Origin of the sequence: Nocardia abscessus, assembly GCF_015477775.1 — a bacterium.
GTDB lineage: Bacteria > Actinomycetota > Actinomycetes > Mycobacteriales > Mycobacteriaceae > Nocardia > Nocardia abscessus_A.
In genome coordinates, this window is sequence record NZ_JADLQO010000065.1 from 1 (window position 1) to 690 (window position 690).

Annotated in this window: 2 protein-coding genes; both read right to left on the reverse strand. The window is 65.2% G+C overall.

From position 1 onward, the window contains the following. The coding region (locus tag IU450_RS39280; protein ID WP_195154781.1) for an IS3 family transposase at positions 1-328 on the reverse strand (328 nt) is incomplete at its 3' end. A gap of 8 nt (positions 329-336) precedes the next feature. Then, complete coding sequence (locus IU450_RS39285) at positions 337-624, reverse strand: transposase (RefSeq protein ID WP_195154782.1); 288 nt, start codon at positions 622-624, stop codon at positions 337-339. Positions 625-690 lie beyond the last annotated feature (66 nt).

Genomic DNA, 690 nt, shown 5'->3' on the forward strand with positions numbered 1-690 from the left:
GCGGACTGGCCTGCGGATCTCGCGTGGTGCAGCCTCGGCGGCGGCGGAAAATTCCGGCCAGCTCAGCGCTGCGCATCAGCCGGGCCACACGTTTGCGACCCACTCGAATCCGCTGACCGAGCCGCAGTTCGGCATGCACCCGCGGAGCACCGTAGGTACCGCGTGACGCGGTGTGGATGTCGGTGATCGTGGTGGTGAGTTCACGATCAGCGCGAGCACGCGCGGACTCACCGCGGTGCTTCCATTCGTAGTACCCGGAGGTCGACACCCGCAGCACACGGCATGACACCGTGACCGGGATGCCGGCTTCGGCCAGTTGCGCGACCACCGGGAACACTATTTTGGGAGGACGTTCTCCCGTGCGAAGTAGGCCGCCGCCTTACGCAGCACCTCGTTCTCCAGTTCGAGTTGCCGAGTCCTTCGCCGCAACTCGGCGAGTTCCTTGCGCTCGGAGCTGGTCACACCGTCGCGTGCGCCTTCATCGATGTCGGCTCTTCGGAGCCAGTTCCGTAGACACGACTCCGAGATCCCCAAGCCCTTCGCAATCTGACCGATCGGCCGGTCGCTACTGCGGGCCAACTCGATCGCGCGCTGACGGAACTCCGGCGGGTGTGCTGGTGGCATCCAGACTCCTTTCGGAGGCGAGTATCTCGCCTCACCATTGGTGTCCGGAAGACCGGGGCAACCTCA